Raw genomic sequence first — 25,546 nt, forward strand, 5'->3', positions numbered from 1 at the left:
TCTAAACACGTCTTTGTCACTTACCTGTAAATTATTTGTGTTTAATTATGTTCCTAAATTCAATAATATTTTGGGACTAAACAAAAATGAAACAACTTGTAATTCCATTACTTATCTCAGCTTTACTCGCAGGCTGTACTTTTGATGGCGAAGATGGCAGAAATGGAGTCGATGGTAAAAATGGTAGCAACGGCCAGATCGGAGAGACTGGTAGCACTGGCGACAAAGGAGATAACGGGGAACCAGGTACAAACGGTGTAGATGGTGCACCAGGCTTAGACTCACTCCAACAAATTACTCCTAAGCTTATTGGCCGAGCAGTGCTCAACGCAGAAAGTCCAGAAGGCGCTGCAGAGATAGTTGCCTACCACGCTCAAGGTCAGCGTATCTTTGCCCTAAACAGCTCCTCTTCACCAGCTACAATTGAAATAATCAATATCGCGGACATGGACCCACAAACACTGACGAATAATGCAGAAGGTGTGGTAACCAATACCAATTTACAGAGCAATGCCAGTATCAACCTGAGTGAATTTGAAACAGGCGATGCAAACAGCCTAGCTATTCACGATAATTTACTCGCGGTTGCAATCGCCAAAGACACCGGCCAATCAGGTAAAATCGTATTTTTCGATATTGCTAACACGCCTAAGTTTATGAAATCGGTGACTGTTGGCAACCTGCCAGACATGGTTACATTTAGCCCTGACGGGCAAAAAGTCGTAGTCGCAAATGAAGGAGAACCTAAAGGGGATTATAGTATCGACCCAGAAGGTAGCATCGCAGTCATCGACATAAATAACGGTCAAATATCCGATACCGCAAGCATTTTAAATTTCAATCAGTTTGATAGTCAGTTGGCTGTGCTAAAAACCCAAGGTGTTGTATTTGCAAATCCGACGGGGCGTACAATCAAAGGTAATACCATTAATACGACTGTATCGATGGACCTAGAGCCTGAATATGTCACAATCAGCAAAGATAGCCGCTATGCCTATGTTTCACTGCAAGAAAATAATGCAATCGCCAAAGTCGACTTAACTGACAATAGCCTCTCCATACATGCTCTTGGCTTCAAAGACTGGGGTAAATCGACACTCGATGCATCAGATAAAGACAACGCAATTAACTTCGCAACTTATCCTGGATTGTACGGTATGTATCAACCCGATACGATCGCAGCCTATCAATGGCAAGGTGCCAACTTCATTATTTCTGCTAATGAAGGCGATGGTAGGGAATACTTTTTTGACTCCCCTGACGAAGCAACTTGTTTAGCTGAAGGCGGCCTGGAATTCGACAATGATGACGGCTGTCTTGCTTACACTGATGAGGTAAGAGCTGAAGACTTAACACTTAGCAACAACTTCGACTACCTTAACAATGATGATCAAGATATCGGCAGGCTGAAAGTAAGTACCGTATTAGGTGATTCAGACAACGACAACCAATATGAAGCGCTTTACACTTATGGTGCTCGCTCATTTTCAATCTGGGATCATCATGGCCATAGAGTTTATGATTCAGGTGATGACATTGGGAAAATCACAGCAGCCATCCATGGCGAAGCTTTCAACAATGATGAAGATGAAAACAAGGGTGATACACGTTCAGACGCTAAAGGTGCCGAACCAGAAGCGCTTGCTATTGGCCAAATCAATGACCGTACTTATGCATTTATAGGCTTAGAAAGAATGGGCGGCATCATGGTCTATGACGTTACCAATCCATTTAATGTCACCATGAACACTTATATGATCAACAGAGGGTTAGAAGCCGATACGCAAATAAGTGGAGACCTCGCCCCAGAAGGAATGATTTTCATTGATCAAGCACAAAGCCCAACAGGAGAAGCTTTGCTAATTGTAGGTAATGAGATTTCAGGTAGTGTGTCAATTTGGTCTTTATCCAGTCAGTAAACAACTTTGACATTTATGCATCGCTGTCTAGGCTAAAATTTGCATGCTCCTTTTTTATTGAGGGAAATAATGAAACGCATAGCAATTATCACCAGTGGCGGCGATGCGCCTGGCATGAACGCTGCAATACGCGCTATTGTATTTTCATGTCATGATCAACAAATCGAATGTCTCGGCTTCTATCATGGCTATAATGGCCTTATAAATGATGAATTCACATTTCTAATTCCCGCTCTAGTTTCACCTATTATCCAGCGCGGGGGCACAATTTTAAAAAGTGCTCGCTGTAAAGAGATGCACCAGGATGAAGGGGTAAAGCAAGCTGCCAATACACTCAACAAACACAAGGTAGATGCCCTTATCGTCATCGGCGGGGATGGTTCGTTTAGAGGCATGATGGCACTACAGGGGTACTGGCTTGGGAACCTTATTGGTGTGCCCGCGACCATAGATAACGATATTGCTTGTACAGATAAAACGATTGGCTTTACCAGTGCCGTTAATACGGCAACACAGGCTATAGATAAAATTCGTGACACAGCCAACGCATTTGAACGCGTTTTTATTGTCGAAGTCATGGGTCGTCGTAGTGGTCATATTGCATTTAATGTCGGCTTGGCAGCAGGTGCTGAAGCCATTCTTTCATTTGAAAACTGCAACCTCAATAGTTTGGAGCAAGCCAAGTCTCACCTGATAGCTCAAATACAATCGCAACTATTGGAGCAACATACAGGCTTTGTGATTGTACTAGCTGAAAACCTGTGGCCTAAAGGGCCCCATGGACTGCAACAAGCCTTGAGAGACACCGCAAATATTGAAAGCGCAGTATGTGTATTGGGGTATATACAACGCGGTGGAAGCCCCTGCCCTGAGGATCGTATCTTAGCCACTGAGTTAGGTATTGAAGCAGTGAGTGCAGCCAAACATAATACCGGGATCATGGTGGGCAAAGTCAATGGTCAAATTTCACGGCACTGTATTATCAGAGCCACTGAACAAAACAAGCCAGTAGACCGAGCACTACACTCGGCCTACCACCATATATCTAAATTAAACCACTAAATAGATATGTGCTAGCCATAAATAGTGAATAAATCAGCATTTAACCAAAGATGTACTGCGATGCTGGCAGCATAACCGAGCGCAATGACTGGGGTCCATTTTAAGTGACCAAAAAAAGTGTAGTTACCTCTAGCTTGCCCCATTAAGGCGACCCCTGCTGCAGATCCGATAGAGAGTAGGCTTCCGCCTACACCTGCGGTCAAAGTTATCAACAACCATTGTCCATGGGACATTTCGGGTTGCATTGATAATACTGCAAACATAACTGGAATATTATCAATGACAGCAGAAATAACGCCTAAGAATACATTCGCCCCTGTTGCAGACCAGCCACCATACAGCACATGGGACATGAGATTTAGATACCCTAAGAAACCAAGCCCCCCAACACACATAACGATGCCGTAAAAGAACAGCAAAGTGTCCCACTCTGCCCTTGATACTTTGCTAAAGACGTCAAAAGGCACAACACTACCGAGCTTTTTCAATCGCTCTTTATCGCCTTCACGCTCTGCCATCGCCATTTTGCGAGCCAGTGACCCTGGCAATGTCACTCTTAAAAAGTAACCGAAAAACTGTAAATACCCCAACCCCATCATCATGCCAAGCACAGGGGGTAAATGTAGTAAGCTATGGCACATTACTGCCGTAGCGACAGTGAGTAAGAAGAGTGTAAGAATACGCAGCGCACCGCGTTTAAGCTCTACACTTTCGCAACTTGCGGCAGGCTTCTTATCTGCAACAAAAAAGCTCATAATTGCCGCTGGGACAACATAATTGGCGATCGATGGCACAAGTAAAACAAAAAACTCATTAAACTTAACCATGCCAGCTTGCCACACCATCAAGGTAGTAATGTCACCAAAAGGACTAAATGCACCACCTGCATTTGCAGCAACAACAATGTTTATACAACTCAAATTAATGAACTTTTTATCGCCCTCTGCTACTTTCATTACCACAGCACACATGAGCAAAGCGGTCGTTAAGTTATCTGCAATTGGGGATATAAAAAATGATAGAAATCCAGTTAACCAAAATAGGGTTTTATAATTAAACTCTTTTCTCACCATCCAAGCACGCAGCGCATCAAACAATCTACGTTCTTCAAGCGCATTGATATAGGTCATCGCAACCAGTAGGAACAGCATCAACTCAGCAAACTCGAGTAAGTTATGACGAAACGCATGCTCAGTCGCATCCGGCATACCTTGCTCAATGTAAAATGCACCAATTAAAATCCAGATTAAACCTGCAGCGACTAAGACCGGCTTGGATTTACGCATATGGAGTTTTTCTTCAAGCATCACCAGTGCATATGCAACGACAAAAATAGCGATACAAACAAACCCTAGTGTATTCGCAGTCAAGTCGAGTTGGGTGGTAGAAGCGAACGCTGAGAAATTAATCCCCAGCAAACAGAACAATAGCAGGCAACTGATCCCTACAAGTTTCATTTCAAGGTGTTTCCTTGTTTAGTGAGTACATCTTCGCCAGAAAGTAACACACATTTTACACTTGCGACATTGTACTCTAGTCTAATTTTACAGCTAATTTACGAAACTACAGGTTAAAGCATGGTATTTTATCTTGCATTGTATGATAAACAACGAATGTGATTATTTTGTTACCTTGGTTTTATTGCATACCACAAAATAAATAGCACGATGGGAATAAAAACAGAGGAAGTAGCAAGAGTAGCACGTTGCATTTGGGCTTGATGAGCAACGTGCTAATGACCGAATTAATCCTGATGACTAAGTTTATCCAGAGCAAGGATTAAGCAGAGTCCAAATACAGCGAGTGCAATACAAATGCCTAATTGCGCATCTTGGCCTGTCAACTGAGAGAACTCCATAGGCGAGATATTTTTTTGCATCAATGGCTTCTCGATTCCACTTGAGTTGACGTAAGTAGAGACGACTTTTTTCCATGGCCACAACATATTAAGAGAGCCGATTAAAAAGCCAGCTAACAAGGCAAAAGTCACTTGTTCAAATCTTGCTAATAACCAAGATAAAAACCTTGAAAATACCATCAGCCCACATACACACCCCATCAAAAACAAACCAATGAGCATAAACTCTCGTTCATTGATTGCCGTTAATACATGACCGTACATACCCAGAAGTAGCAAAATAAAGCTACCCGAAATACCTGGTAGTATCATCGCACAAATAGCAATGCTTCCCGCAACAAAATAAAGCCACGGTTGTGCTTGTGCTTCAGCCGGACTTAACGACGTTATCAATACTGCAATCACTATACCGAGTGAACAACTGATAATATGCTTTAACTGCCAACGCTTAACTTGTTTGGCGATATAAACAAATGAGGCAATGATCAAGCCAAAAAAGAACGACCAAACAAAAGTTTGGTGATGCTCAAGTAAATAAGCAATGATTTTTGATAGAGCTAATGCACTTGTAAATAAGCCACCAAATACTGCAAGTAGAAAATTACCGTCAATATGTGACCAAGCTGCCTTAATTTGGCCCTTCAAAACCATTTTTAGTACTGCAGTATCCACACTGTTAATGGCTGCTAATAGACGAGCATAAATACCTGTAATAAAAGCCACGGTCCCACCAGATACGCCAGGTACAAGGTCGGCAGCACCCATACCTGCACCTTTAAAAAACAACCAAATGTAATCGCGCTTGCTATCTGCCATATTTTGACATCCTCTCATTTCCATTACTGCATATTTGCCCATTGTATCAAATTCCCAAATTAAAATGCTAAAGCTAAGTGGCTTTTAGCCGATAGTAAAATAAACAGCATATCTATTTACTTGCACTATGAGAAAACAGACTAAGTTATATTTGGCGCTTTACTTCAGTGTCATATTGGCATTTCACAGTGTCAGTCAAGCTGCGGAACACATTGAACCGCAACCGAAAACTGAGGTAATCAAATCTGATTTGGGATACTGGCTATCTAATGACTCATTTGTAACCATCAAAGACGACGAACGAGAAATACCAGTGTTGTTTTCTGAATATATGAGTAGCAATAAGCGCGGTATTATCGTTATGCTTCCTGGTATTGAGCAATCTCCATTGCAAGGTAATGGGTTAAGTTACCTAAGAGAAGCGCTTAATGATGATGGTTATGACACATATGTTATTCCATCACCAGAGCTGAATATCAACGCAAATATGATTCAAGATGGCATTATTGACACAGACCAGAATCAGCCAACGTCGAGGCAACAAAATACAATTTCCTTTGTGAGTGAATCAGCGCTAAATGATTATAAAATGGAGTTAATAGCGCGCTTTGATGCACTTTACAAAACGCTGGCACTGAGAAAGAGCGAACATATTGCCATTTTAGCTTTTGGTAACAGTGCAGGGCTTTTTGCAGAACACCTAGCAACCTTGCCACAGATAAGAGTTGATGCTTTAATCACTGTCAGTGCACAACTTGCTCACCCAAACAGAAATAAACATCTTGCAGCCAGTCTATCTTTAGTGAGCCCAGCATTATTAGATGTTTTTTACTCTTATGATAACCCTGCTGTGCTCCACACAGTAAAAGATAGACGTCGCTGGGCTAAAAGAAACAGTAAATACGATTATCGCCAACGTGAATTATTTGGTCAGAACACACAAAAAAACCAGCATTACAGACTACAAAAAGAATTGGCTGGTTTTTTACGACAATTATAAAAACACTACTTTTTTAATACCTCATAAGCAGCTTGTATATTTTGCGATTTTGCTTTTGCAACTTCCATCATATGCTCAGGTAACCCCTGAGAAACTAATTTGTCAGGGTGATGCTGTGCCATGAGCTTTCGATATGCACGTTTTATTTCTTTCTCGCTAGCTCCTTGCTCCAACCCAAGTACAGCCAATGCCTGCATTCGAGAAATTTCAGGCTCAGGTGTCACTGTGTTGTGGTGCGATTGTTGATATCCACTACTCTGTGATTTATTAGACCGCTGATTACTTTGTTGAGACTGCCACTGTGCGCGCTGTTGACGAAACTTAAATTCTGCCTGATAACGTTTCAAAACAAAATTAAAATGCTTTCCGCCAATACCTAAGTATTTACTTACCAGCTTCAAAAGCTCTAGCTCTTTTGATGATAGGTGACCATCAGAAAAAGCCATTTGAATTTGAATTTCTAAGAATAACTGCAACAAATCGTATCGCTTAGCAAATGCTTCCTTAAAATCGTATATAGCCTCTTTAATAGAGAAATCGGCATGCTTACCTGCGTTAAAAGCACTTTGCGCTTCCTTTCTATCATCCCCATGTAAGGACATTTCATCCATAAAGGCAGATGCTGCTTGGATATGCACTTCACTCACTCTACCGTTTGATTTTGCAATATGCCCCATCACGGCGAAACAGCTGGAAAAAAACAGTGCTTGGCGTTCGTTTAGATCATCCCCACTAAAAAAGCCTTGAAACCCCCCCGCTTTGTCGAAGTCCTGTTTTAAGCTTTTATCAAACAAATGGCCCAGATAAAAGCCCAAGATCGCACCTAACCATTTGCCAAACAAAAAACCAAAACCTGCACCTAGCAGCTTACCCCACATTAATCGACTCCATCACAGCATTGATTTCTTTAAGCCGTTCAGGCGTGCCAATATCATGCCACTGACCTAAAAAAAGCTCACAAGATAACATATGCTCATCTATCGCTGTTCGCAACATCGGACCTAGCGGTTTTTTTGCAATCACCTCATCTTTAAAAAAATCTTTGTGGTACAAGCCTATGCCAGAAAATGTGTAGGTCTGTTCATTGAGCGGTTGATGCGTCAAGCGAAAATCACCGTTGGGGTTATGTGCTGGGTTTTCTACCAATACGATGTGTGCCTCACCAGCCATCAGCTGCAATTGAGTCAAAGCATGCAGGTCATAATCAGTAAAGATATCACCGTTTATAACCACAAAAACATCTCTCTCTGTACATAACTTAGGTAGTGCCATCGCAATACCGCCAGCGGTTTCAAGCCCGCCTTCGGGTTCATGGCTATACTCGATGTGCATACCCAACTGGCTACCATCACCGAAATGTTGTTCGATCTTTTCCCCTTGCCACGCTAGATTAATGACAACGTGATCAATACCAGCACGCTTTAATCTCTCAAGGTGATACGCGATCAGAGGCTTGCCTGCCACTGTTAACATCGGTTTTGGCATGTGTGCGGTTAAAGGCATCATACGTTGGCCTCGCCCAGCAGCTAAGATCATTGCTTTCATAAAGACTCTGCTAGTTTATCTTTTACCATAGGTATTATCTCGGATTGAAGCCAAGTTGCAAGCCATTGATAATCCGAATATACACCAGCAGCTTCCACAATATAATCTAGAGTAGGTAGAATATTGGGTAAGTATCCGGGCTTACCATCACGCAGATTTAACCGAGCAAAAATGCCCGCAGCTTTTAAATGCCTTTGAAGACCTGTCAGGTTAAAGTAATCAACATAATGCTCATATTCCATGCCTTCTAAAAGCCCATTACTCAACAATTGCTGATAACTTACTTTTTTTAATCTTTCAAATTCGTCTGCAGGTAACTTTACGTAGCAGTCCTTTAGTAGAGAAACGGCGTCGTAACACACAGGGCCAACGACTGCATCTTGGTAATCTATTAACCGATCATTACCTTCATGATACATCACATTTCGACTATGGAAATCACGATGCATTACAACTTGAGGCTGAACCAGCATAGACCGCGCTAAACTATCTGTTAAACACTGCCATCTATCGTTTTCTTCGTCATTTAACTCATAGCCTAGCCATTTTTCTAACAACCAAGATTTAAAAATATCCATCTCTTGTAAGACAAATGCCAGATCATATTCTTTCATCCATTCTGATGCAGGCAGCTTAGCTATTCTCGGCAACCAAGATAAAAGCCGCATATAATGAGCTTCTCTGTGCTCAGTTTCGATTAGGTCGGCAAGATGAACGGCCCCCAAATCTTCTAGTAGTACAAACCCTAATTTATCATCAAAAGCCAATACCTCAGGTACCGCCAGTCCCCCTTGTGAAAAGACTTGATTTAAATGTACAAACGCAGAAATTTCACCTTTATCGGGAGATACATCCATCAAGATAAATTGGGCTTGCGCACACTGAACACGAAAGTAAAGCCTAAAACTCGCATCACCTGTTATCGCCCGAACATCGATCTCTCCAATATCTCCTACCAACTGTTTAATATGGGTTTCTATAAACTGTTGTCTATTTTGCTCTCTTTCGAGCCCATCAAATGGACTTAAACTCGCCATATTTTCACCAATTCCTGATCTTAATTACTGTATTTAACCCTGTTTTCATTTATCATGTCTGGCTGAATCGTGGTGCAAGGTAGACAAGGTCGATAAATGAGCAAAAATTGGGGCATTTTAGTCCTACCCCTTATTAGTACACAAGTTTTAGCTAATTCGAACACTGTTAGCGGACTCTGTAAAGACTATCTGCAACCAAAAGACTGGCAACCTATGGAAGGTATCCTGCCTGACACCATCGATATTCAAGCAAATAAGGTTGAACTACAAGGCACAGATAGTGCAGAGTTTTCTGGCGATGTTGAGGTCAATACAAACACGATGACCGTGACCGCAAAAAGTGCGTTGGTCGACAAACGTAAAGGTCTGCTAAACGCATCTGGCCCATTGTTATTTCAAGATGATTATACAATGGTTAACAGTACCGGCATGTATGCAGACCTCAACCACAGTGAATTTAGCTTGCTTGGCGCACGGTATCAATTGACACAGCAGCAAGGTAAAGGACAAGCAGAGAAACTAAGAGCAACCAGTTCGCAAGTAGATTTGTTCAACTCTAGCTTCACTACATGCCCAGGACAATCACCTTTTTGGGAAATTGAGGCGAGTACAATCACGCTTGACAAAGAAAAGGGCTGGGGTGAAACATATAATACGGTATTAAAAATATTAAATACGCCTGTTGTCTACGTACCCTATTTCACATTTCCCATTGATGACAAAAGAAAATCTGGACTATTGACCCCAACGTTATCGAGCTCAAATCGTTATGGTGTAGAAATTGTAACTCCTTATTATTTTAATCTCGCAGAAAACTATGATGCCTTACTCACCCCGAGATATATGTCGAACAAAGGCCTGCAACTGCAAGCAGAATTTAGATATTTAACTGAGCAACACACAGGTACTTTTGCAACAGAGTTTCTTGGCAATGATAAGTCAGAGCCTAATTTAGACGAGCGTTATTTGGTTCATTGGCAACAAAAAAGTTATTTCAATAATTTATGGCGTGCCAATATTGATATAACCAATATTAGCGATGACAATTACTTAACTGATCTTGGCTCTAGCTACGCAAATCAAACTGACACCCAATTAGCTAGAAAAGGGCAACTGAGTTACTTAGGCGAAGATTGGCTTGTTGATCTGCAACTACAAAACTTTAAAGTACTCGGTAACCATGCTGAGTCTTACTCTGCACTGCCAGAAATTACCATCAAAAATCGTACCCCAGAAGAGTATTTTGGCTTGGACTGGCAGTTCACAGGTCAAATGAGCCACTTCAAGAATAATGAGGCTACGATTACAGATGCAACACGTATCCACCTTGAGCCAAGTGTGACTTACAACCTCAGTGATTACGCATGGTCATTTGATTCAAAATTATCATTACTACATACTCATTATGAGCAAAATGGTGATTTTAACGATAACGAATATAAGGACTCAACGTCTCGCACCTTGCCACAGGTACGTCTTCATGGTCAATTAAACTTGGAACGTAGTACACATTTCTTACTTGAAAATGGCATACAAACATTAGAGCCACAGATCCAATATTTATATACTCCAGAAAAAGATCAGAGCAAAATTGGTTCTTACGATACTGTAAAAATGCAAGATGACTTTTTTGGTTTGTTTAGAGAACGTCGTTTCTCCGGGGTAGATTATATTTCAGAAGCAAACCAAGTTACGTTAGGTGCTACTACTCGTTTATTAGATGATAAAAATACTGAGCGCTTTAGCTTAAGTATCGGCCAAATTATCTATTTAAGTAACTCAGTCAAACCAACTGAAACTACACTAAATAATCGCTTTGACGGCAATAACTATAACGCATTGTTTGCAGCAGAAACCAAAATACACTGGCATCCAAGATGGTATTTCTCTGGCGGAATACAATATGACGCAGATGAAAAAGACTTGATCCGCTCGCACATGACAATTGATTATCGAGGTAATAATAAAAAGCTGGTACAGTTGAACCATCACTACGTTAATGATGTCTCAGGTAATGAGATTGATCAGGTCGGTATCTTCACAAGTTTGCCAATTGACGACAGTTGGCAAGTTGTAGCAAGTTATCACCGGGACTTAACAAGTAAGCGAAGTGTTGAGGTATTTGCAGGCTTGCAATACGAATCTTGCTGTTGGGCTATTCAAATTACAGGAAACAGAACGATTGAGACTGATTTGAATCAATCCACCAATTTTCAAGACCCTGTTTTCGATTCAAGCATAAACTTTAATTTTGTGCTAAAAGGGTTGGGAAGTAAATCAAGATATGATGCGAGCCATTTACTAAAACAAGGTATTTTCGGTTATCGTAGACCCTATTTTTTAAATAATTAACAACAAAGACTCTTATGAATTTCAAAAAGCTGTTACTCATTCCCGTTTTAAGTGTTGCGCTATGTAAGCCAGCATTTGCTGAACGTATACAAATAGACAAAGTCGTAGCCACGGTTAACGAGGGAGTCGTACTTCAAAGTGAAGTGGACCAAATTATAAACCGAGTTAAAGAACAAGCTACACTGCAAGGTACTGAGTTACCATCTGACAAGGTTCTGCGTATTCAAGCTACAGACAAACTCATTGATGAAACGCTCATTCTCCAACTGGCGAATAGAATGGGAATGATCATTTCTGATGCTCATTTAGATCAAACTCTCGCAAATATAGCAAAAGAGCAAGGCGGTACAGTTAGTGACTTACGCCGTTCAATTGAAGCCGCAGGTGATAGCTTTCAAGCATACCGAGAAGAGATCCGAAAAGAGATCACAATTGGTCAAGTTAAGCGCAGTGCAGTTGATAGAAGAGTGTATATTAGCCCACAAGAGATAGATAACTTAAATAAAATCTTAGAGCAGCAAAGCGGTCAGACCGAAGAATACAATGTTGGTCACATCTTGATTAAAATAGACAGTAAAGCGAGCCCTGAAGAAGTCGAAGATGCGAGAAAGCGTGCTGAAAACGTGATTAAATTCTTAAATGAAGGTAGGGACTTTAAACGCATTGCTATCGCTTCATCCAGTGGTGCAAATGCTCTAGAAGGTGGCCAACTAGGTTGGATGGGCATCAATGAGATGCCAACGCTATTTGCAGAAGCAATTAAAGGCAAGAAAAAAGACGAACTTGTCGGCCCTTTACGTTCAGGCGCTGGCTTCCATATAGTCAAAGTGCAAGACGTCCGCGGCCGTGAAGTTGTAGAAACAGTTGAAGTACGTTCTAGACATATTTTATTGAAGCCTTCAATTATTCTAAGTGAAGAAAAAGCACGAGATATGCTTGCCGGATTTGTTAAAGGTTTAAGAGCTGGTACAGCGAACTTTGCAGAACTTGCAAAGGAGCACTCTGAAGACCCAGGCTCCGCATTGAAAGGGGGTGAATACGACTGGACTGATCCAACCACATATGTGCCGGCATTTAGAGACACTTTACTCGGACTTGAACAAAATGAGATAAGCGAGCCATTTCGAAGTACATTTGGTTGGCATATTGTAGAACTTCTAGACAAACGTGTTGCTGATAAGACTGAACAAGCGAAAATGAATCGTGCACACCAGCTATTATTTAGAAGAAAATTCAAAGAAGAAAGCTTCAAATGGATGAGAGAAATGCGAGAGCAGGCTCACGTTGAAGTACTTGAGAGCAAATAAGAAGAGCACATATGAGCTTGAGAATAGCGATTACGCCTGGTGAGCCAGCTGGAATTGGCCCTGACTTAGTTATCAAATTAGCCCAACAAAGCTGGCCTGCCCAGCTTGTTGCTGTTGTTGACCGCACCATTCTAGAGCAAAGAGCAAGTGAACTTGGTCTAGATATCGAGTTGCTTGCGTTTGATCCTCAAGAAGAAATAAAGCCAGCCGCAGAAAAGCAGCTATATTATCTTCAAGTCGACAAAGGCTGTGACGTTACACCGGGACAACTTGATGAACAAAATGGGCAATACGTACTTGATACGCTTCGAATTGCCTCAGAGAAAAATATGGATGGCACATTTGATGCCGTTGTTACAGGTCCTGTTCACAAAGGTATTATAAATAGAGCAGGTATTTCGTTCAGTGGCCACACAGAGTATTTTGCTCACCAGTCAAATACACCAGATGTTGTCATGATGCTAGCTACAACGGGGCTACGAGTAGCATTGGCTACAACACATATACCTCTAGCCTATGTGTCAAAGGCAATTACGCAAGAGCGACTAACCAAAGTCGCTAATATTTTATACCACGACTTACAGACAAAGTTTGGTGTTGAAGACCCCCGCATACTTGTTTGTGGACTAAATCCACATGCAGGAGAAGGCGGACATTTAGGTAATGAAGAAATAGATACAATTTCGCCAGTACTTGCAAGACTCAATAGTGAGGGGAAAAACTTCATTGGTCCACTCCCTGCGGATACTCTTTTCCAAGCCAAGTATCTTGATAATGCAGATGCGGTACTGGCGATGTATCACGATCAAGGATTACCTGTGTTAAAATATAAAGGATTTGGTAACTCAGTTAATATTACTTTGGGATTGCCGTTTATTAGAACTTCCGTTGATCATGGCACTGCTCTTGATCTTGCAGCATCCGGTGATGTTGAAGTTGGTAGTTTTGAACTGGCAATTCACGAAGCAATTAAGCTTGCAAGCAAGAAAATACAAAATTCATGACAGATAAAGTACATTTGGGCCACCGTGCCCGTAAAAGATTCGGCCAAAACTTTTTAAATGATGACAACATCATCGACAAAATAGTCACGGCTATAGATCCAACACCTAATGATAACCTTGTTGAAATTGGCCCTGGTCTAGGTGCTATCACCGAACCTGTGGTCGAACTGAGCGGCAAACTGACGGTAGTTGAACTTGATAGAGATCTTGCAGAACGCCTGATTGCTCACCCAACAATGGGCAATAAACTCAACGTTCATCAAGGCGATGCAATGAAGTTTGACTTCTCAAGCCTAGTTAGCGAAACAGCAAAGTTAAAGATATTTGGTAACTTACCATATAACGTTTCAACGCCCCTATTATTCCATCTATTTGAGTTTGCAGACAATGTCGAACACATGCACTTTATGCTACAAAAAGAGGTTGTGAATAGAATGGTTGCTGGTCCTGGTTCTAAAGCATATGGTCGATTAAGTGTCATGACACAATATTACTGCCATGCTATGCCAGTCATTGAAGTGCCACCTACCTGTTTCAAGCCTGCACCAAAAGTGGACTCGGCAGTGGTTAGATTAATTCCTAAAAAAGCAGAACAACGTAGTGCAAAAAGTACCAAAATACTTAATACCGTTTGTCTAGAGGCTTTTAACCAAAGACGTAAAACTCTGCGAAATAGTCTCTCAAATCTGCTTACAGTAGAAGAAATAACACAGCTTGGGATTGATCCGTCACTGCGTGCGGAAAATATCTCCCTTTCTCAATTTATTGAAATCGCAAACTGGATCTATGACAACAAACAGTGAAATAGGCACGCCTATAAAAGTCTCTGTTGAGACTTTTTATGTGGAGGCGCAGTCTCAACCAGAAAAAGACAAGTACGTTTTTGCTTACACTATCACCATCAAGAACCATAGCCTGTGTAGCGCAAAGCTTGAAAGCCGTTATTGGTTAATCACTGATGCAAATGGCAAAGAAACAGAGGTTGAGGGAGAAGGCGTGGTTGGCGAGCAACCGACGATTCGTCCAGGAGAAAGCTACCAATATACCAGTGGTGCCGTATTAGACACCCCTGTAGGAACGATGGAAGGCTACTACTTAATGCGCAATGAATTCGGCTCTGAGTTTAAAGCGCCAATTAGTGTATTCAGGCTTAATCGTCCAGATATACTGCACTGATAATGGCAAGCTATGTAATAGGTGATTTACAAGGGTGCTATACACAATTTAAGCAACTGTTAGAGATGGTTGACTTTAACCCAAGTAAAGACCATTTATACTTAGTCGGGGATCTAGTCGCTCGAGGGCCTGATTCCCTAGCCTGCATGCAGTATGTGTACTCCTTACAAAACTCCGTCACTGTTACCTTGGGTAATCATGATCTTCATTTAATGTCGACAGTGATTAATGGCAAGCAAGCCAATCCCAAGGATAAACTAGACGCGTTGATTTCTAGTGCGTCGCTACCAAAATATCTATCTTTTTTGCAATCACAACCCCTATGCACTTACCTACCGGAGTTCGATTGCTTCATTTCACATGCTGGAATACATCCCCATTGGACGATAGAACAAGCAATTGAGTTGTCAAAATGGGGACAATCTTGTTATCAGGGCGCTAAGTCTGCGCAATTTTTAGCAGGTATGTATGGTAAAAATTCAAATATTGATTTGCCAGACGACGATCCACAAATGAAATTCAATACTACAGTCAATGTATTCACGCGAATGCGCTTTCTAACACAAGACTGGCTTCTTGACTTTGATAATAAAGGTACGCTCCATGATAGTAGACAGCTAAAACCTTGGTTTACACACCCACGTTTTAAGGCAAGCAAAACTTGTTTCGTTTTTGGTCACTGGGCTGCGTTAGAAGGTAATACACATCTAGATCGGGTCATTGCATTAGACACTGGTTGTGTATGGGGTGGTCCAATGACCTTGCTTAATTTGTCCACAAACGAACAAATTAACAGCAATTAATCAAAACCTATCCGTTTTTACTGAATTTTATATTCACATCTGCTATAAAATACTTAACTAATGCGCAATAAATCCGATAAGTGGTTGTACTGCTTTAACTTGATGGTATCTTTGTATGAATTTAACCGTTAGCCAACGTATTTGGGGTGGCTTTATAATAATTACCCTGCTTTTATTGTCCATCGGAGTGAACTCGCTGCTCAGGATCGCAAATATCGATAGTTCAACTCAGCTGGTCAACAATCTGTCTCTTCCCGCGCTAGATAGGAGCGCAGCTTTACAAATCGAATTTACTCAAATGAGTAAAATTGCACAAGCCAGTTTTTACACTCAGTCCAGTGATGAATTGAGCAGTTTAAAATCTGCTTTCAATGCTCGTCAGAAAACCTTTGAGCAAAGTTATTCAGCTCTAAACCAAATTGTCCAAGACGAGCCTACACTGTCAGGCAGTAGTCAGGATGTCGCTGAAAGCTTTGGGACATTCTCTAAATCGGTTACTTCACTATTTGCCGACAAATCATTAGAAATGAGTTTAAATAAACAGCTTATAGCACAATTAGAAGAAGCAGAAATTGCCGCTGACGATGCTGCTACCGTTGTGGTTGATATTTTAGACTTGGATGGCTTTGAGTCGTTAAACTCACGTGCATATCAAGCTGCTAATAAATTAGAAAACTCATTTAGTTCATTGGCCACCAGTAGCGCGGATATACTCACCATCAATGAGTCAAGTACCTTGGATATCGTCAAAAAAGAGCAAAGCTACGTATTTGAGGATATAGATCGTAATATCGAACTAATGCGCTCGACCGTTGCACAATTAGATGAAGACTTGCTTAATGACCTTGATTCATACTATGGAGCGCTCAAAGAGCAACTTCAGGGTAGTGACAGTATTGCAAATAATCGTCAACGCTTAATCACTGCGCGCATTAATACACAAAATGAGCTTAATAGCGCAGAGCAGGCAACTAAAAAAGCACTTGAACAACTCGGTGAACTGGTTGCGCAATCTAAACAATTGGCCTTTGAAATCCAAAGCGAAGTAACCGAAGATGTATCATCTGCCAACATCGCTACTTGGACAGGAATGATTGCAGCTACTCTGCTAGCTATAGGCATTGCTTATTTTACTGTTAGCCGCATCACTAAACCACTTGCAGAAGTAAACCGCGTGTTAGATATCGTTGCCAGAGGTGATATGACACACTCACTTGATGCCTCTGCAAAAGATGAATTTGGAGAACTAGCACAAAGCTGTAACACGCTTATCACCAGCTTAAAAGAATTGATCACAGGTATCGTGTCACGTTCAACACAATTGGCAGCTGCCTCAGAACAAACATCAGCAATTACTTCTGAGTCTAGTCACGCAATTAAGAGCCAACAATCTCAAGTAGAGCAAGCCGCGACAGCAACAACAGAAATGAGCAGTACGGCGCACGGTGTGAGCAACAGTGCCCATCAGGCACTTGATGAAATTAAAAACGCAGATCAAGAGGCTGAACGCGTTAAAGGCATCTCACATGATAACAAGAGAACCATCGAGCAGCTGGCTCATGAAGTGGAAGAGGTTTCTACCGTTATCAATAAACTCCACCATGATAGTTCTGCTATTGGCGGGATCTTAGATGTTATTCGTGGAATTGCCGAACAAACTAATTTACTCGCGCTAAATGCTGCGATTGAAGCTGCCCGTGCAGGTGAGCAAGGCCGTGGCTTTGCGGTAGTTGCAGACGAGGTACGCTCTTTGGCAAGTAAAACACAAGAATCAACTCAAGAGATCCAGTCAATGATTGAATCATTGCAAGCTGGGGCTGAAGAAGCGGTTACCGCGATGTCAAAAGGACAACAGCAAGCAGAATCATGTGTGGCACAGAGCGATATCGCCAACGAAGCACTGAACTCTATCACTGATGCGGTTTCAAGAGCACACGATGTGAGTGAGGAAATTGCAACTGCAGCAAACGAGCAGCAACAGGTATCTCAGGAGATCAGTGAACGCCTTGAATCAATTGTAACGATCGCCGAGCAAACAGCTGAAGGCGCAAATCAAACTTCAACTTCCAGCTCAGAAGTCGCAAAACTTGCCGAAGAGCTACGTCAATCTGTATCACAGTTTAGAGTGTAAATAGACTGACTTAATTATGCGATAAGTCCATATTTTTCATTTGGGCTTATCGTTTAAAAAATAGAGTAAAAACATACACACAAAAAAACCGCCTTACTGGGCGGTTTTTTAATTGCTGAAACGCGATTAGAATAAAGCGGTTGCTTTAGCCACTACGTTTTCAACAGTGAAGCCAAAGTGCTTAAATAGTTCACCAGCAGGTGCCGATTCACCAAAAGTACTCATACCAACAATAGCACCATTTAAGCCAACATATTTGTACCAGAAATCTTCAATACCCGCTTCAATTGCAACTCGACGAGTTACCGATGCAGGTAATACTGATTCTTTATACTCTGCAGATTGCGCATCAAATACATCTGTTGAAGGCATTGAAACAACACGTACTTTTTTACCTTCTTCACGCAATTGCTCTGCTGCTTCTACAGCTAATTGAACTTCTGAACCAGTTGCAATCAGGATCACCTCAGGGTTTGTATCACAACTTAATACATAGCCACCGCGCTTAATTGCAGCAACTTGCTCTTCAGTACGAGCTTGCTGTGCAAGACCTTGACGCGTAAATACCAAAGATGTAGGACCGTCTTTACGCTCAATCGCTTGCTGCCATGAGACTGCTGACTCAACCTGATCACATGGGCGCCAGCTAACTAAGTTAGGTGTCAAGCGCATATTAGCAAGTTGCTCTACTGGTTGGTGTGTTGGTCCATCTTCACCTAGACCAATTGAGTCATGCGTATAAACAAAGATACTTGGTTGCTTCATTAATGCAGCCATACGCACTGCATTACGTGCATATTCCATGAACATTAGGAATGTAGCGCCGTAAGGAATAAAGCCTTTATGCAGGGCAATACCATTCATAATTGCAGACATACCAAACTCACGCACACCATAGAAGATATAGTTGCCTGACGCATCGTCCGCAGTTAGACCTTTAGAGCCTTCCCAAATTGTTAGGTTAGAACCTGCAAGGTCCGCTGAGCCCCCCATAAACTCTGGTAAAATTGGGCCAAATGCATTTAGTGCATTTTGCGACGCTTTACGTGTTGCAGGGTTAGCAGGGTTTGCCTGTAGCTCAGCAATGTAAGCTTCAGTTTGTTCAGTCCAATTTACTGGTAATTCGCCTTTGGTACGACGCTCAAACTCAGCAGCAAGCTCTGGGTAATGCATCTGGTACTCTGTAAATTTAACCAACCATTCGCTTTGAATTTGCTGACCGTGTGCCGCACCATTCCATTTAGCATAAACATCTTCAGGGATCTCGAAAGCATCATGCTTCCAACCTAAAAACTCACGCGCTGCTTTAATTTCATCATCACCTAATGGCGCACCGTGACAATCATGGCTACCTGATTTGTTAGGTGAACCATAACCAATAACAGTTTTACAACAAATCAATGTTGGCTTGCCTGTTTCAGCTCGCGCAGCTTCAATCGCTGCTTTAATAGCTTCGCTATCATGACCATCTACAGCTGGAATGACATGCCAACCATAAGACTCAAAGCGCTTAGGTGTATCATCACTGAACCACCCTTCTACTTCGCCGTCAATTGAAATACCATTGTCATCCCAAAATGCGATTAACTTGCCAAGGCCTAAAGTGCCTGCCAGTGAACATGCTTCATGAGAGATGCCTTCCATCAGACAGCCATCGCCTAAAAATGCATAAGTAAAATGGTTTACAATGTCGTATTCATCACGGTTAAATTGTGCCGCAAGTGCCTTTTCGGCAATTGCCATACCGACAGCATTAGTAATACCTTGTCCAAGGGGGCCAGTTGTGGTTTCAATACCAGGTGCATACCCATATTCAGGGTGGCCAGGTGTTTTAGAGTGCATCTGACGGAAATTTTTCAAATCATCAATCGATAACTCATAACCGCTCAAGTGTAATAAAGAATAAATTAACATTGAGCCGTGGCCATTTGATAATACAAATCTATCTCTATCTACCCACTCTGGATTATTTGGATTGTGCTTCAAATAATCGCGCCAAAGTACCTCTGCGATATCTGCCATGCCCATGGGAGCCCCAGGGTGGCCTGATTTAGCCTTTTGTACAGCGTCCATGGATAGAACGCGAATTGCGTTTGCAAGTTCTTTGCGAGATGGCATGGATTCTCCTACCTTTAAGTGTTTGCACGGTGATTTTTAAAGGCCCATTCTTACCTAATAAAATTACCACTGCAATTAAAATCATAAGAAAAACGATAAATTCACATTGTTTTTAATAAGTAAATTGCAAGCAGATAAAAATAGACGTCTAGGCGTAAAAAAACTATGCATATAACCCTGTTTTAGTTAGAATAACGCCCTAGATTTTTCCAGCGCTGTTTTACGCATGTTCGCGAAGCGCACTTTTTGTGAGTATAAAATAATGGCGAAACACTTATTTACTTCAGAATCAGTTTCTGAAGGCCATCCGGATAAAATTGCGGATCAAATTTCAGATGCAGTACTAGATGCAATTCTTGAGCAAGACCCGAAAGCACGAGTAGCGTGTGAAACCTATGTAAAAACAGGTATGGTCATGGTTGGTGGTGAAGTAACCACAAGCGCTTGGGTAGATATCGAAGAGCTTACTCGTAAAACAGTTCGTGAAATTGGTTACACGCATTCAGACATGGGTTTTGACGCCGATTCATGTGCTATTTTAAATACTATTGGTAAGCAGTCACCTGATATTAACCAAGGTGTCGACCGCTCTCGCCCAGAAGAACAAGGTGCTGGCGATCAGGGTCTGATGTTCGGTTATGCATGTAATGAAACTGACGTTTTAATGCCTGCGCCAATTACTTATTCACATCGTTTAGTTCAGCGTCAGGCTGAAGTACGTAAAGACGGTACTTTACCTTGGTTGCGTCCAGACGCTAAGTCACAGGTAACATTTGCTTATGAAAATGGCAAACCTGTGGGTATCGACGCAGTTGTGCTTTCTACTCAACATTGTGACTCAGTGTCTCAAGATGACCTAGTTGAAGCAGTGATGGAGACCATCATCAAGCCAACTCTGCCAAAAGAGTTGATCACTGACGCGACTAAATTCTTTATCAACCCAACGGGTCGTTTCGTGATCGGTGGCCCAATGGGCGACTGTGGTTTAACTGGTCGTAAGATCATCGTTGATACTTACGGTGGTATGGCTAGACACGGCGGCGGTGCTTTCTCAGGTAAAGATCCATCTAAAGTTGACCGCTCAGCAGCTTACGCTGGTCGTTATGTTGCTAAAAACATCGTTGCTGCAGGTCTTGCTGACAAATGTGAAATCCAAGTTTCATACGCTATCGGTGTTGCAGAGCCAACGTCTATCAGCATTGATACATTTGGCACAGGCAAAGTAGATGAGGCCCGTTTAATCGAACTAGTTCGTGAAAACTTTGACCTTCGTCCTTACGGCCTTATTACTATGCTTGACCTTGAGCGCCCAATTTACCAGCCAACTGCTGCTTATGGTCACTTTGGCCGTGAAGAGTTCCCATGGGAAAAAACAGATAAAGCAGAAGCACTTAAAGCTGCTGCAGGTCTTTAATAAGTCATTACTTATTATTAAGGCGCCTTTGGCGCCTTTTTTTATCCTATCAAATACTCTTCTACATCTTCTTTTATATCTGTATAGTCATCATCGCTCAAATCTAAAGCAAGCATCACATCATCTTTAAATGTATGCCAATCAGCACAACTCCTAAAGTGCTTTATTTCAAAACAAAAGTTTTCCGCGAGCTTCAATGTCGCCATGATTTGTTTTTCAACCTTAGAGTCACTATCTTGAAAAAACGACGGATCATGATGTCGTAAGATAATTTGGCATACTCTTTTTGGCAAATGCCAAGAACTTGCTAAATAATACCCCACCACAGTATGATTTGTTGCGTACTGCTGTGCTTCATATTCTATCAAGGAGTGCTCAGGACGTTGTGCAGCACGCATCAACACTTCATTATAATCCTCAAAGCGCATTGCCATTGCTGGCACCCCAGCGTCATGGAACAGACCAAGTAACTGTAAATCCTCAATTGGAATTGCCGAATTTGCTTTTTTTCCGATGAGCATGGCCACTTGTGAAATATCAGACGCACTATCCCAAAAGCGCTGTAATGAAATACAACAATCATCCTGCGCAAAAGCACTTTTTAGCAAATGCCCAGTAACGACTTGAGTAATACAGTTCATACCCAAAAACATCACTGCCTGTTTAATATCCGTCACAGTTCTCGACATACCGTATGCAGGAGAGTTGATAACTTTAAGTACAGCAGCAGACGTAGCAACATCTTCTGTAATAATAGCTGCGACCCGATTTAATTCAGGTTCATCTTTGTTTAATTCATCTTGGAGGCTTTGTAAAATTTCTGGCTTGGCTGGTATACTAAAACCTGACCTTAAGTCTGCTAAAACTTTGTCATCAATATCTATCATAGGTCACCTATGTAGCGGCTTTGATTTTAGTGTAGTAGATCAACTTTGACCTGTCGCAACTATTTCATAATCTATAACAATGCATGTTGCATGATTTTGAAAACCACGACTTTAAAACTGATACATGACACTAATTATGAAGCATGCTTATATACAAGCTCTTTGAATGTAAAAGAGATTACGCTAGCGAACTGCGCAAGTAATTATGAAGTAAGGCGTGTGATCACGCCTTTATAAAAATAGGAGACTTACCAATAAGGCTCACAACTCACAGTTGCTCGTCTACTTTGCTCCATTGCACTGATTAAAAAATCTGATTTCTGCTGTAGCCAAGTGAGTATATCTGAGAAAGGTTGGGCTTCTTGCCCCTCACATAGCTGCTTCAAATAATGTAGAGTCTCTAATTCATAGACACCCGATAGAATATCCATCCACGGAGCACGAAAGTCTATTCTTGACTCTTCATTAAATAAGGCACCGAAACAGCTCCCACTCAACAACATTTCTTCAATACTGGTTCGCGTCTGAATATAATCTGATACGCCCATCTGAGACTTTTCCGGATATAGATTACGAAGCTTTTTCCATTCACCATCGAAAGTTTTCTTAGCCATTGTTCTGATACTACTTTGCGCTGCGTTTATTGCATTTTGATCCCATTGCTGTCGCCAATTTTTTTCAATCAACCATCGCGTAAGTGAGAGTAGTAGCTTATTATACCTTGGACAATGAAAAAGGTCCTCTAAATCAGTTTTTGTCGGTTGTACACGCTTTAAATCACCTATAACATCAGAAAGCTCTGGTGCACTGTGAATACGCTTATAATATGCGTGCCTCTTAGAGGTATAAGTTTTTAAATAAATTGCACTTTCTACCCAATCGAGCTCACCTAGCAGCCATTTAAGCTCTTTGCGTAAAGTGTCTGTGGTTTCTCTGGTGACAAACTCTTCGAATAGCCAAAATGCATGTTTTATTAAACGTACACCATCAATGATGCGCTTCAGTGTTTTCAAACTCGGGTCATTGAGATAGCACTGCTCATGTTTTTGAATTAGTTCAATAGCATAGTTAATCGTTTTTATAAAAGCTTGCTCTTGATTCATATCTGTAGAGAGTGACACAAATCCAATTTCTGCATTCGGTTGTAAAGGTTTATCATCTGCTAAGCGATACCCTCTTGCAGCTTTTGAGTAAAACCCTAGTCTCACACCTATTTGAGACACAAGTTGCTCAGCTAATAAAAATAGATCTGAGCGCTCTCCTTCAACCAATTCAAATTCAAGTTCAGAGATTGATTCTGATTTACCACTAGCGCAGATCTCCCCCTTATCTAAGACAACCTCGATCAGACTACCGGCCTCGGTCTCAATGAGCCAGGTTCTTCTAATGAAGTTAGTGCTAAATATAGGGAAAATGTTTTCAGCAACAGACTCTAATCTCATTCCCATTGGCCAAATATTAGAATCAAATGCAAATAGGTCTGGCTTTCTCGATTTTAACGGCAGGTTATACTCTGGACGTTGGTGAAGGCCCCCGATCACCTCCCCTGAGAGTTTAATCGTCTGCTCACAGTCACTGTTCATGCAACGTGTTCTTAAACCAATATCAAGAGCTCTCAGCTCTCTACTAGGTGTGTCATAATATGCATTTTCTAAATTTTTAGCTGGCTTATTATTGACCCGCTTCGCAAACTGTGTGATCAATGCAGGAATAAGCGGAACTTCATTATCTGAAACTAAAAACTTCAGTTCTATTTCAGTGTCCATCAGGGGGTAGGTTACCTATATAATATGAGAAGGTTCAAAATATACAATGACACCTATTTTTGCAATCTTTTTACTATAAACAATGGAGAAATGAAGTTAAATCACCACATCTTGTTAAGTACCTTAAATATTGCCAGTTCATTTACTAACAACATCGTGAGGGTATTATTCCCACAAGATCCAAACGAGCCATGTTCAGATCGAATTCATTTTACTGCTTGATTTGAAATAAAAAATGACGATTAAGCTTTAAGCCCTTGCCAAGCGCTTTTTAAAGCCATACTATTTTCATAAATTCATACAAACCTTAAAAAATAAGGGCTCGCGAATGATAAAGTACCTCGCATTGCCACTTCTGCTTGTTTTTTCGCCCCTTACGCTCAGTGCGCAAGATAATGATAATACAAGCACCACTGAACAAGCGGCACAACAGATAACACCTAACGGCTTTATCGTTGATAATCTCTACCTGTTTTTACACTCCGGCCCTGGAAAAAATTACCGTATTCTAGGCTCTGTAGAGGCGGGTGCCTCCATCCAGATAACCAATGAACAGGAAAACAATTTCGTCAGGATTATTGACAATAAAAATAGAAGTGGTTGGGTTGAATCAAAGTTTGTTACTGCTGAAGCTGGTCTTCGACAGCAAGTGATAGACTTAAATACTTCTTTAGCAAGTGCTCAGCAACAGCTTGATAGTTTAGAAGAGTCGGTGCCTAGCTTACAAAATGATTATGCACTACTAGAAACTCAAAATATTGAATTGCAAAACACCATAAAAGATCTCAACGCACAACTTCAACAGCAAATTGAATCAAATCAGAACAAGGTCGAGCAAGAACAACATAAACTTCTTTCGTATGGTGGCGGTATTGCACTTTCGGGATTAATTTTAGGCGTGATCCTAACTTTGTTTTTATCCAGACGAAAAAGGTATGATGGTTGGAGCTAAGAAAAACCCACTTTGGCAGCCAAAGTGGGTTTTTTTATATACCTAAAACCAAAATAGATAAAAAAAGTGCCGAGCCGACAGAGAAAAAAACCACGCCTATATCGGCTAAATGTAGCTCAAAGACGTGCTCTTTTAACTTTGCATCGTTTAAGTTTTGTAATTCACCCGCCGATGAAAACTCAGCTAAGTTATAAACAAACGAGTATTTTTTACCAATATCAAATCTATCAGACGAAAGTCGTCTATAAAAGTTGGGATAAGCTGAAGAAAAGTAGCCCTCTATTATACTTAATTTGTGACTGCTCACTTTCCTACAAATCAACACCCCTGCAACATTGGCTAATATCAAAAACAGATATGTCAAGTATCACCTCCTTGCCATGACGATACCTGTTCCCA

At 41.3% G+C, this 25,546-nt stretch carries 21 protein-coding genes; 12 read left to right on the forward strand and 9 right to left on the reverse strand.

Annotated elements, in window-relative coordinates; genetic code table 11:
- Nucleotides 1-86 precede the first annotated feature (86 nt).
- Complete coding sequence (locus L1077_RS12230; protein ID WP_237137099.1) at nt 87-1,919, forward strand: choice-of-anchor I family protein; 1,833 nt, start codon at nt 87-89, stop codon at nt 1,917-1,919.
- A 69-nt stretch (nt 1,920-1,988) separates the two neighbouring features.
- Nucleotides 1,989-2,981 carry an ATP-dependent 6-phosphofructokinase gene (locus L1077_RS12235; RefSeq protein ID WP_237137100.1) on the forward strand — a complete coding sequence of 331 codons (993 nt, stop codon included), beginning with the start codon at nt 1,989-1,991 and terminating at the stop codon, nt 2,979-2,981.
- 11 nt (nt 2,982-2,992) lie between these two features.
- Here the strand turns inward: L1077_RS12235 and nhaD are convergent, their stop codons facing one another.
- Together nhaD and L1077_RS12245 are read right to left on the reverse strand one after the other, a co-directional pair.
- Entirely contained in the window at nt 2,993-4,438 is a 1,446-nt protein-coding gene (gene nhaD, locus L1077_RS12240; RefSeq protein ID WP_237137101.1) for a sodium:proton antiporter NhaD, read from the reverse strand.
- 287 nt (nt 4,439-4,725) lie between these two features.
- Nucleotides 4,726-5,655, reverse strand: a complete 930-nt coding sequence (locus L1077_RS12245; RefSeq protein ID WP_237137102.1) for a DUF368 domain-containing protein — start codon at nt 5,653-5,655, stop codon at nt 4,726-4,728.
- A gap of 127 nt (nt 5,656-5,782) precedes the next feature.
- On the opposite strand from L1077_RS12245, the gene L1077_RS12250 reads away from it, so the two are divergent.
- A complete protein-coding gene (locus L1077_RS12250) occupies nt 5,783-6,655 on the forward strand; it encodes a DUF3530 family protein (protein ID WP_237137103.1) in 873 nt (290 codons plus the stop codon).
- Nucleotides 6,656-6,660: 5 nt separating this feature from the next.
- Here L1077_RS12250 and djlA read toward each other — a convergent pair whose 3' ends face one another.
- The 3 genes from djlA to L1077_RS12265 are packed head-to-tail and all read right to left on the reverse strand — an operon-like array spanning nt 6,661 to nt 9,237.
- Entirely contained in the window at nt 6,661-7,533 is an 873-nt protein-coding gene (djlA, locus tag L1077_RS12255; RefSeq protein WP_237137104.1) for a co-chaperone DjlA, read from the reverse strand.
- The gene (gene murU / locus L1077_RS12260) at nt 7,523-8,200 is read right to left on the reverse strand and encodes an N-acetylmuramate alpha-1-phosphate uridylyltransferase MurU (protein WP_237137105.1); all 678 of its coding nucleotides are present in this window, start codon (nt 8,198-8,200) and stop codon (nt 7,523-7,525) included. Before murU ends, djlA begins: the two co-directional genes overlap by 11 nt.
- The gene (locus L1077_RS12265; protein ID WP_237137106.1) at nt 8,197-9,237 is read right to left on the reverse strand and encodes an aminoglycoside phosphotransferase family protein; all 1,041 of its coding nucleotides are present in this window, start codon (nt 9,235-9,237) and stop codon (nt 8,197-8,199) included. Before L1077_RS12265 ends, murU begins: the two co-directional genes overlap by 4 nt.
- Nucleotides 9,238-9,333: 96 nt before the next feature.
- Here L1077_RS12265 and lptD point away from each other — a divergent pair, with 96 nt between their 5' ends.
- The 7 genes from lptD (at nt 9,334) to L1077_RS12300 (ending at nt 18,010) form a co-directional block, all read left to right on the forward strand.
- Nucleotides 9,334-11,589, forward strand: a complete 2,256-nt coding sequence (lptD, locus tag L1077_RS12270) for an LPS assembly protein LptD (RefSeq protein WP_237137107.1) — start codon at nt 9,334-9,336, stop codon at nt 11,587-11,589.
- 14 nt (nt 11,590-11,603) lie between these two features.
- Nucleotides 11,604-12,896, forward strand: coding sequence for a peptidylprolyl isomerase SurA (gene surA, locus L1077_RS12275; RefSeq protein WP_237137108.1), 1,293 nt, complete (start codon nt 11,604-11,606; stop codon nt 12,894-12,896).
- A gap of 11 nt (nt 12,897-12,907) precedes the next feature.
- Nucleotides 12,908-13,900 carry a 4-hydroxythreonine-4-phosphate dehydrogenase PdxA gene (gene pdxA / locus L1077_RS12280; protein ID WP_237137109.1) on the forward strand — a complete coding sequence of 331 codons (993 nt, stop codon included), beginning with the start codon at nt 12,908-12,910 and terminating at the stop codon, nt 13,898-13,900.
- Complete coding sequence (gene rsmA, locus L1077_RS12285; RefSeq protein ID WP_237137110.1) at nt 13,897-14,703, forward strand: 16S rRNA (adenine(1518)-N(6)/adenine(1519)-N(6))-dimethyltransferase RsmA; 807 nt, start codon at nt 13,897-13,899, stop codon at nt 14,701-14,703. The genes pdxA and rsmA overlap by 4 nt, the downstream gene beginning before the upstream one ends.
- Nucleotides 14,687-15,076 (forward strand): Co2+/Mg2+ efflux protein ApaG, encoded by a 390-nt coding sequence (apaG, locus tag L1077_RS12290; RefSeq protein ID WP_237137111.1) that lies wholly within the window; start codon nt 14,687-14,689, stop codon nt 15,074-15,076. Before rsmA ends, apaG begins: the two co-directional genes overlap by 17 nt.
- 2 nt (nt 15,077-15,078) lie before the next feature.
- Nucleotides 15,079-15,879, forward strand: coding sequence for a symmetrical bis(5'-nucleosyl)-tetraphosphatase (locus L1077_RS12295; RefSeq protein ID WP_237137112.1), 801 nt, complete (start codon nt 15,079-15,081; stop codon nt 15,877-15,879).
- Nucleotides 15,880-15,994: 115 nt separating this feature from the next.
- Nucleotides 15,995-18,010, forward strand: a complete 2,016-nt coding sequence (locus L1077_RS12300) for a methyl-accepting chemotaxis protein (protein ID WP_237137113.1) — start codon at nt 15,995-15,997, stop codon at nt 18,008-18,010.
- Between the two features lie 126 nt (nt 18,011-18,136).
- Here L1077_RS12300 and tkt read toward each other — a convergent pair whose 3' ends face one another.
- The gene (gene tkt / locus L1077_RS12305) at nt 18,137-20,128 is read right to left on the reverse strand and encodes a transketolase (protein ID WP_237137114.1); all 1,992 of its coding nucleotides are present in this window, start codon (nt 20,126-20,128) and stop codon (nt 18,137-18,139) included.
- A gap of 262 nt (nt 20,129-20,390) precedes the next feature.
- Between tkt and metK the strand changes: the two genes are divergently transcribed.
- Nucleotides 20,391-21,542 carry a methionine adenosyltransferase gene (gene metK / locus L1077_RS12310; RefSeq protein ID WP_237137115.1) on the forward strand — a complete coding sequence of 384 codons (1,152 nt, stop codon included), beginning with the start codon at nt 20,391-20,393 and terminating at the stop codon, nt 21,540-21,542.
- A 41-nt stretch (nt 21,543-21,583) separates the two neighbouring features.
- On the opposite strand, the gene L1077_RS12315 is transcribed toward metK, so the two are convergent.
- A complete protein-coding gene (locus L1077_RS12315) occupies nt 21,584-22,429 on the reverse strand; it encodes an HDOD domain-containing protein (RefSeq protein ID WP_237137116.1) in 846 nt (281 codons plus the stop codon).
- A 248-nt stretch (nt 22,430-22,677) separates the two neighbouring features.
- On the reverse strand, nt 22,678-24,195 hold the full coding sequence (locus L1077_RS12320; protein WP_237137117.1) for a CYTH and CHAD domain-containing protein: 1,518 nt from the start codon (nt 24,193-24,195) through the stop codon (nt 22,678-22,680).
- A gap of 328 nt (nt 24,196-24,523) precedes the next feature.
- On the opposite strand from L1077_RS12320, the gene L1077_RS12325 reads away from it, so the two are divergent.
- A complete protein-coding gene (locus L1077_RS12325; protein ID WP_237137118.1) occupies nt 24,524-25,147 on the forward strand; it encodes a TIGR04211 family SH3 domain-containing protein in 624 nt (207 codons plus the stop codon).
- 34 nt (nt 25,148-25,181) lie between these two features.
- On the opposite strand, the gene L1077_RS12330 is transcribed toward L1077_RS12325, so the two are convergent.
- Nucleotides 25,182-25,511: a hypothetical protein gene (locus L1077_RS12330; RefSeq protein ID WP_237137119.1), complete on the reverse strand. Its 330-nt coding sequence runs from the start codon at nt 25,509-25,511 to the stop codon at nt 25,182-25,184.
- Nucleotides 25,512-25,546: the final 35 nt, after the last annotated feature.

It is taken from the genome of Pseudoalteromonas luteoviolacea (genome assembly GCF_021654285.1).
GTDB lineage: Bacteria > Pseudomonadota > Gammaproteobacteria > Enterobacterales > Alteromonadaceae > Pseudoalteromonas > Pseudoalteromonas luteoviolacea_J.

What these genes read in the sequence shown, in the direction of transcription:
- pdxA (WP_237137109.1), top strand. Translation starts at nt 12,908, where the DNA reads ATGAGCTTGAGAATAGCGATTACGCCTGGTGAGCCAGCTGGAATTGGC.
- rsmA (WP_237137110.1), top strand. Translation starts at nt 13,897, where the DNA reads ATGACAGATAAAGTACATTTGGGCCACCGTGCCCGTAAAAGATTCGGC.
- L1077_RS12250 (WP_237137103.1), top strand. Translation starts at nt 5,783, where the DNA reads ATGAGAAAACAGACTAAGTTATATTTGGCGCTTTACTTCAGTGTCATA.
- L1077_RS12325 (WP_237137118.1), top strand. Translation starts at nt 24,524, where the DNA reads ATGATAAAGTACCTCGCATTGCCACTTCTGCTTGTTTTTTCGCCCCTT.
- djlA (WP_237137104.1), bottom strand. Translation starts at nt 7,533, where the DNA reads ATGTGGGGTAAGCTGCTAGGTGCAGGTTTTGGTTTTTTGTTTGGCAAA.
- apaG (WP_237137111.1), top strand. Translation starts at nt 14,687, where the DNA reads ATGACAACAAACAGTGAAATAGGCACGCCTATAAAAGTCTCTGTTGAG.
- murU (WP_237137105.1), bottom strand. Translation starts at nt 8,200, where the DNA reads ATGAAAGCAATGATCTTAGCTGCTGGGCGAGGCCAACGTATGATGCCT.
- surA (WP_237137108.1), top strand. Translation starts at nt 11,604, where the DNA reads ATGAATTTCAAAAAGCTGTTACTCATTCCCGTTTTAAGTGTTGCGCTA.
- lptD (WP_237137107.1), top strand. Translation starts at nt 9,334, where the DNA reads ATGAGCAAAAATTGGGGCATTTTAGTCCTACCCCTTATTAGTACACAA.
- L1077_RS12315 (WP_237137116.1), bottom strand. Translation starts at nt 22,429, where the DNA reads ATGATAGATATTGATGACAAAGTTTTAGCAGACTTAAGGTCAGGTTTT.
- nhaD (WP_237137101.1), bottom strand. Translation starts at nt 4,438, where the DNA reads ATGAAACTTGTAGGGATCAGTTGCCTGCTATTGTTCTGTTTGCTGGGG.
- L1077_RS12245 (WP_237137102.1), bottom strand. Translation starts at nt 5,655, where the DNA reads ATGGCAGATAGCAAGCGCGATTACATTTGGTTGTTTTTTAAAGGTGCA.
- L1077_RS12265 (WP_237137106.1), bottom strand. Translation starts at nt 9,237, where the DNA reads ATGGCGAGTTTAAGTCCATTTGATGGGCTCGAAAGAGAGCAAAATAGA.
- metK (WP_237137115.1), top strand. Translation starts at nt 20,391, where the DNA reads ATGGCGAAACACTTATTTACTTCAGAATCAGTTTCTGAAGGCCATCCG.
- L1077_RS12300 (WP_237137113.1), top strand. Translation starts at nt 15,995, where the DNA reads ATGAATTTAACCGTTAGCCAACGTATTTGGGGTGGCTTTATAATAATT.
- L1077_RS12320 (WP_237137117.1), bottom strand. Translation starts at nt 24,195, where the DNA reads ATGGACACTGAAATAGAACTGAAGTTTTTAGTTTCAGATAATGAAGTT.
- L1077_RS12230 (WP_237137099.1), top strand. Translation starts at nt 87, where the DNA reads ATGAAACAACTTGTAATTCCATTACTTATCTCAGCTTTACTCGCAGGC.
- L1077_RS12295 (WP_237137112.1), top strand. Translation starts at nt 15,079, where the DNA reads ATGGCAAGCTATGTAATAGGTGATTTACAAGGGTGCTATACACAATTT.
- tkt (WP_237137114.1), bottom strand. Translation starts at nt 20,128, where the DNA reads ATGCCATCTCGCAAAGAACTTGCAAACGCAATTCGCGTTCTATCCATG.
- L1077_RS12235 (WP_237137100.1), top strand. Translation starts at nt 1,989, where the DNA reads ATGAAACGCATAGCAATTATCACCAGTGGCGGCGATGCGCCTGGCATG.